The organism is Pedobacter sp. (assembly GCF_045628745.1).
Lineage (GTDB): Bacteria > Bacteroidota > Bacteroidia > Sphingobacteriales > Sphingobacteriaceae > Pedobacter.
This window is the reverse complement of record NZ_JAZQPU010000443.1, coordinates 1-4,686: the sequence shown is the minus strand read 5'-3', so window position 1 is coordinate 4,686 and position 4,686 is coordinate 1. Positions and strand designations below refer to the sequence as shown.

The following is a 4,686-nucleotide window of genomic DNA, read 5'->3' as shown; positions in this document are numbered from 1 at the left end:
GGATTGGAACATGGTAACTACAAAGATTTCATGGCTTCATTGCACAAAAATGTAGTTCACTATTACTTGATGGCGCATTATGCATTGCCAGAGTTGATCAAAAGTAAAGGTGTTATTGTGAATATTACCTCTAAAACCGCTGAAACAGGGCAGGGAAATACCTCTGCTTATGCAGCTGCCAATGGTGGCCGCAATGCCCTCACCAGGGAGTGGGCTGTAGAACTCTTGAAATATGGCATACGCGTTAATGCTATTGTTGTTGCAGAATGCTGGACACCAGCATATGAAAGCTGGATACAGACCCTGCCCAATGCTGAAGAAAAGTTAAAGGAGATTTCTTCAAAAATACCTCTGGAGCAACGCATGACTACTGCAGAAGAGATTGCCAACATGGCTGCATTTTTAATGTCTGGCAGATCAAGTCATACTACCGGACAAATTATTCATGTTGATGGCGGTTATGTCCATTTAGACCGTGCATTGGCTAACTCCTAAACTCACCTAGACCTAAAAAAATGAAAACATTAGTTTGTACAACACCCGGTAATTTTGAATATAGTCAGCGCGAAAAACCCGTATTGACACCAGGAAATGCCGTCATTAAAATTAGACGTATAGGAATTTGTGGCACTGATCTTCATGCCTTTGAAGGCACACAGCCTTTTTTTAATTACCCAAGAATATTAGGTCATGAGTTATCTGGCGAACTGGTGGAAATCGATGGTGAAGGGTTTGCAATAGGCGAGGCAGTTACTTTTATCCCTTATTTTAACTGTGGTAAATGCATTGCCTGTCGATCGGGAAAATCAAATTGCTGCACATCAATTCAGGTGTGTGGTGTACATATAGATGGGGGTATGGCTGAATATTTATCCGTTCCGGCAAAAAGTTTATTGCATGGTGAAGGTCTTAGTTTTGAGGAGCTGGCCCTTGTAGAGCCCCTCGCAATTGGTGCCCATGGTGTTAAACGAGCTGCGGTAAAGGCTGGTGAATTTGTGCTGGTTATTGGTGCAGGTCCTATTGGCTTAGGAACGATGGAATTTGCGCGGATTGCTGGTGGGAAACTGATTGCTTTAGACATTAACGAAGAGCGCTTAGCTTTTTGTAAAGAAAAATTAAAGGTAGCCTATACCATAAATGCTACTGCAGAAAACGTGTTGGCGCAGCTGCAGGAAATAACAGGTGGTGATATGCCTACGGTAATTATTGACGCTACTGGAAGCCAAAAAGCAATCAACAATGCTTTTCAATACCTTGCGCATGGTGCTCGTTATGTATTGATTGGTTTGCAAAAGGGCGACCTGAATTTTAGCCATCCGGAGTTTCATAAACGGGAAGCTACTTTAATGAGCAGTCGCAATGCAGATAGGGAAGACTTTGAACTGGTGATCCGGTCGATGAAAAACGGTGATGTCAATCCAGCTACTTATATTACGCATGTGGTGTCCTTTGATCAGGTAAAAGATGAATTTGCCAGCTGGCTGAATCCTGAAAGTGGAGTAATCAAAGCAATGGTCAAAATGGATGTTTAGGATTTATATTTATCGCCCTATTGCAGAAACGCTTAATAAAGCGTATTTTTGCCCGGCAAATAGTAACTCCTAAATTATTTGCTATGCAACTCGATCCCAATAAATTTATAGCCGAAGGACTAACATACGATGACGTATTATTAGTACCCGCATATTCAGAAGTTTTGCCACGTGACGTGGATACCGGAACTTTCCTGACTAAAAAAATACGTTTAAATGTACCTATCGTATCAGCAGCAATGGATACGGTAACTGAAGCCAACCTCGCTATAGCTATCGCTCAGGCAGGAGGTATCGGTATGCTTCATAAAAACATGAGTATTGAGCGCCAGGCAGAAGAAGTAAGAAAAGTTAAACGTTCTGAAAGTGGAATGATACAGGATCCTATTACCTTGCGTAAAGATGCTACTATCGCTGATGCTTTCCAGATCATGCAGAAATATAAAATTGGTGGTATCCCTGTTATTGATGCTGACCAGAAGTTAGTAGGTATCATTACCAACAGGGATCTACGTTTTCAAAAAGACATGGCCCGCCCTGTGGCAGAGGTGATGACAAGTGAAAACCTGATTACTGCTCCTGAAGGTACTACCTTATTACAAGCAGAAGAAATTCTGCAGGATTATAAAATTGAAAAACTTCCTGTAATTGATGGCGAAGGTCACCTTGCCGGTTTAATTACTTTTAAGGATATTCAAAAATACAAAAACTACCCTAAAGCATGTAAAGACGATAGAGGTCGTTTACGTGTTGGTGCTGCAGTTGGCGTTGCTGCCGACAATATTGAGCGTGTTGCCGCACTGGTACAGGCAGGTGTTGATGTGGTTACCGTGGATACTGCACATGGACATTCCAAAGGTGTAATTGACATGGTAATTGCCATTAAACAACGTTTTCCTGATTTACAGGTCATTGCAGGTAACATTGCTACAGCTGATGCTGCAAGAGCGCTGGCAGAAGCAGGTGCCGATGCTGTAAAAGTTGGTATTGGTCCGGGCTCTATTTGTACTACCAGAATTATTGCCGGTGTTGGTGTACCACAATTATATGCTGTATTTGAATGTGCACAAGCATTGATCGGTACAGGCATTCCTGTTATTGCTGATGGTGGTATCAAACAAACAGGTGATATTGTAAAGGCTATTGCAGCAGGTGCAAGTTGCATTATGGCTGGGTCCTTATTCGCAGGTGTTGAAGAATCTCCAGGTGAAACCATCATCTATGAAGGTCGTAAATTCAAATCTTACCGTGGAATGGGATCTGTTGAAGCCATGCAACAAGGCTCAAAAGATCGTTATTTCCAAGATGAAGAAGATGTAGTTACCAAATTAGTCCCTGAAGGAATTGTAGGCCGTGTGCCTTATAAAGGAACTTTAGCTGAAGTAATATACCAGATTGTTGGTGGATTAAGAGCGGGCATGCATTACTGCGGCGCTGCAACTACAGACGATTTACAAAAAGCGAAGTTTGTAAGAATTACCGCTGCGGGAATGAGAGAAAGTCATCCACATGATATTTCAATCACCAAAGAAGCACCAAACTATTCACGTTAACAAACGGGTTAAAAATATGATGAAATCACTTTGTGTTTATTGTGGCGCAAATTTTAACGGAGATCCTCTATTGCTGAAAGCAATAGAGGATCTTGCTTTATGTATGGTTGATCAAAATATACAATTAGTATATGGTGGTGGCAGCGTAGGGGTAATGGGGGTAATTGCAGATGAGGTGATGCGACTTGGCGGTCACGTTACCGGTGTTATACCTCAGTTTCTAATGGACAAGGAAGTGGGCCATCTTGGCATCACTGAAATGGTCATCACTTCCAATATGCATGAGCGTAAACAAAAGATGGCTGATCTTGCTGATGGCTTTATTGTTCTACCCGGTGGTTTTGGCACACTGGAAGAATTTTTTGAAGTATTAACATGGCTGCAACTGGGGCTGCATGGTAAACCTATAGGCGTATTGAACGTTGGAGGGTATTATGACCATTTGTTCGCACAAATGGAAGTCATGGTTGCGCATCGTTTTTTAAAAAAGAGTAATAAAGAGCTTGTTTTTAATGAAGCGAATCCTCAACAGCTTATTTCAAAAATGATGGGCTTCTCAGCTACGCCAGATGAAGTATGGTTTAAAGATAGAAATCTTACCTAAGTCATTAAGCAAGTAACCGAAATATTGTTACTCCTAATTATCTTTGCCCAATAATATAAATAGGATTAACTAATTAATGTAAATACGAATTTAATCTGTTTGTAATATTAACTTAGGGGAATTGTAAATCTATTTATTGTTAAATATGAAGTTGAATTTTTTGGTGCTAGGTCTAATGGTGATGATGTTTTGTGCCTGTAAAGATGCTCCGCTTGAAAAAGTATATGTTCCACGCACGTTGCTGGCCAAAGAAGACTTTAATCATTATGCAAAGAATGGTGAAAAACCTTTTAATATTGTCAAAATAACAGAAGGTGATGCTTCAAAATTAAGCGAAAAGGGAGAAGTTTTTTCCTTGAAGTACCGCGATACCACCGTAAAAATATTATTGAATGAGGCTGATCCCAAATCGGCCGTAGATAAATTTGCCCTGGCACAATTTGTCAACACACAGCAAACTACATTGCTTGTGCAGGTGGCAGATGGCTCAGGCTTGGTTGCACCTTTCTTTTTGGTGTCCTTAAAAGACAAGAAGTTAGATGTTGTGAAGCTCTATCGTCCTTCATCAGGAAAGCATGATAAAGGATATACAATAGGAATGACCAGAGTGGGTGGCACGGGCTGGTTAATTAACAATGATTTTTTTATTACTACGGTGAATGCGAAAGTCTATATGCTTAAAAGGCAAAATCCAGAAGAAAGAATTCAGGGTGAATTTTTTATTAAATCTCCTGACAAGCAAACGTTCGTATTTCTAATGGCTGATGGCTTGTATGAAGTTCACTATCCTAGTGATGAAAACTTAACCGTACCTTTTTCATCTTCAGCGCCTGCAACAAAAAGCAGGTTGTTTCCATGGGTACAAGCAAATTTCAGCTGGCAAAAGACTAAAAAAGGCTTGGTTTTTTTACAAGAGAATAAAGACGACAACAGAATTGTTGACATGACAAGATAAGGCGCAATTCCTGTGCTATACCAAATCCTCAAACAGACTTTA

General features: G+C 40.5%; 5 protein-coding genes. All 5 read left to right on the top strand.

Annotated elements, in window-relative coordinates:
- On the top strand, positions 1 to 495 hold a 495-nt coding region (locus ACR2F7_RS16200), incomplete at its 5' end, for an SDR family oxidoreductase (RefSeq protein ID WP_432714583.1).
- A 20-nt stretch (positions 496 to 515) separates the two neighbouring features.
- Complete coding sequence (locus tag ACR2F7_RS16195) at positions 516 to 1,532, top strand: zinc-binding alcohol dehydrogenase family protein (protein ID WP_432714582.1); 1,017 nt, start codon at positions 516 to 518, stop codon at positions 1,530 to 1,532.
- Positions 1,533 to 1,615: 83 nt separating this feature from the next.
- The gene (gene guaB / locus ACR2F7_RS16190) at positions 1,616 to 3,085 is read left to right on the top strand and encodes an IMP dehydrogenase (protein ID WP_432714581.1); all 1,470 of its coding nucleotides are present in this window, start codon (positions 1,616 to 1,618) and stop codon (positions 3,083 to 3,085) included.
- 16 nt (positions 3,086 to 3,101) lie between these two features.
- Positions 3,102 to 3,689, top strand: coding sequence for a TIGR00730 family Rossman fold protein (locus ACR2F7_RS16185; protein WP_432714580.1), 588 nt, complete (start codon positions 3,102 to 3,104; stop codon positions 3,687 to 3,689).
- A gap of 145 nt (positions 3,690 to 3,834) precedes the next feature.
- Positions 3,835 to 4,644, top strand: coding sequence for a hypothetical protein (locus ACR2F7_RS16180; RefSeq protein ID WP_432714579.1), 810 nt, complete (start codon positions 3,835 to 3,837; stop codon positions 4,642 to 4,644).
- Positions 4,645 to 4,686 lie beyond the last annotated feature (42 nt).

Coding starts and splice junctions, on each gene's coding strand:
- ACR2F7_RS16180 (WP_432714579.1), top strand. CDS start 3,835: ATGAAGTTGAATTTTTTGGTGCTAGGTCTAATGGTGATGATGTTTTGT.
- ACR2F7_RS16195 (WP_432714582.1), top strand. CDS start 516: ATGAAAACATTAGTTTGTACAACACCCGGTAATTTTGAATATAGTCAG.
- guaB (WP_432714581.1), top strand. CDS start 1,616: ATGCAACTCGATCCCAATAAATTTATAGCCGAAGGACTAACATACGAT.
- ACR2F7_RS16185 (WP_432714580.1), top strand. CDS start 3,102: ATGATGAAATCACTTTGTGTTTATTGTGGCGCAAATTTTAACGGAGAT.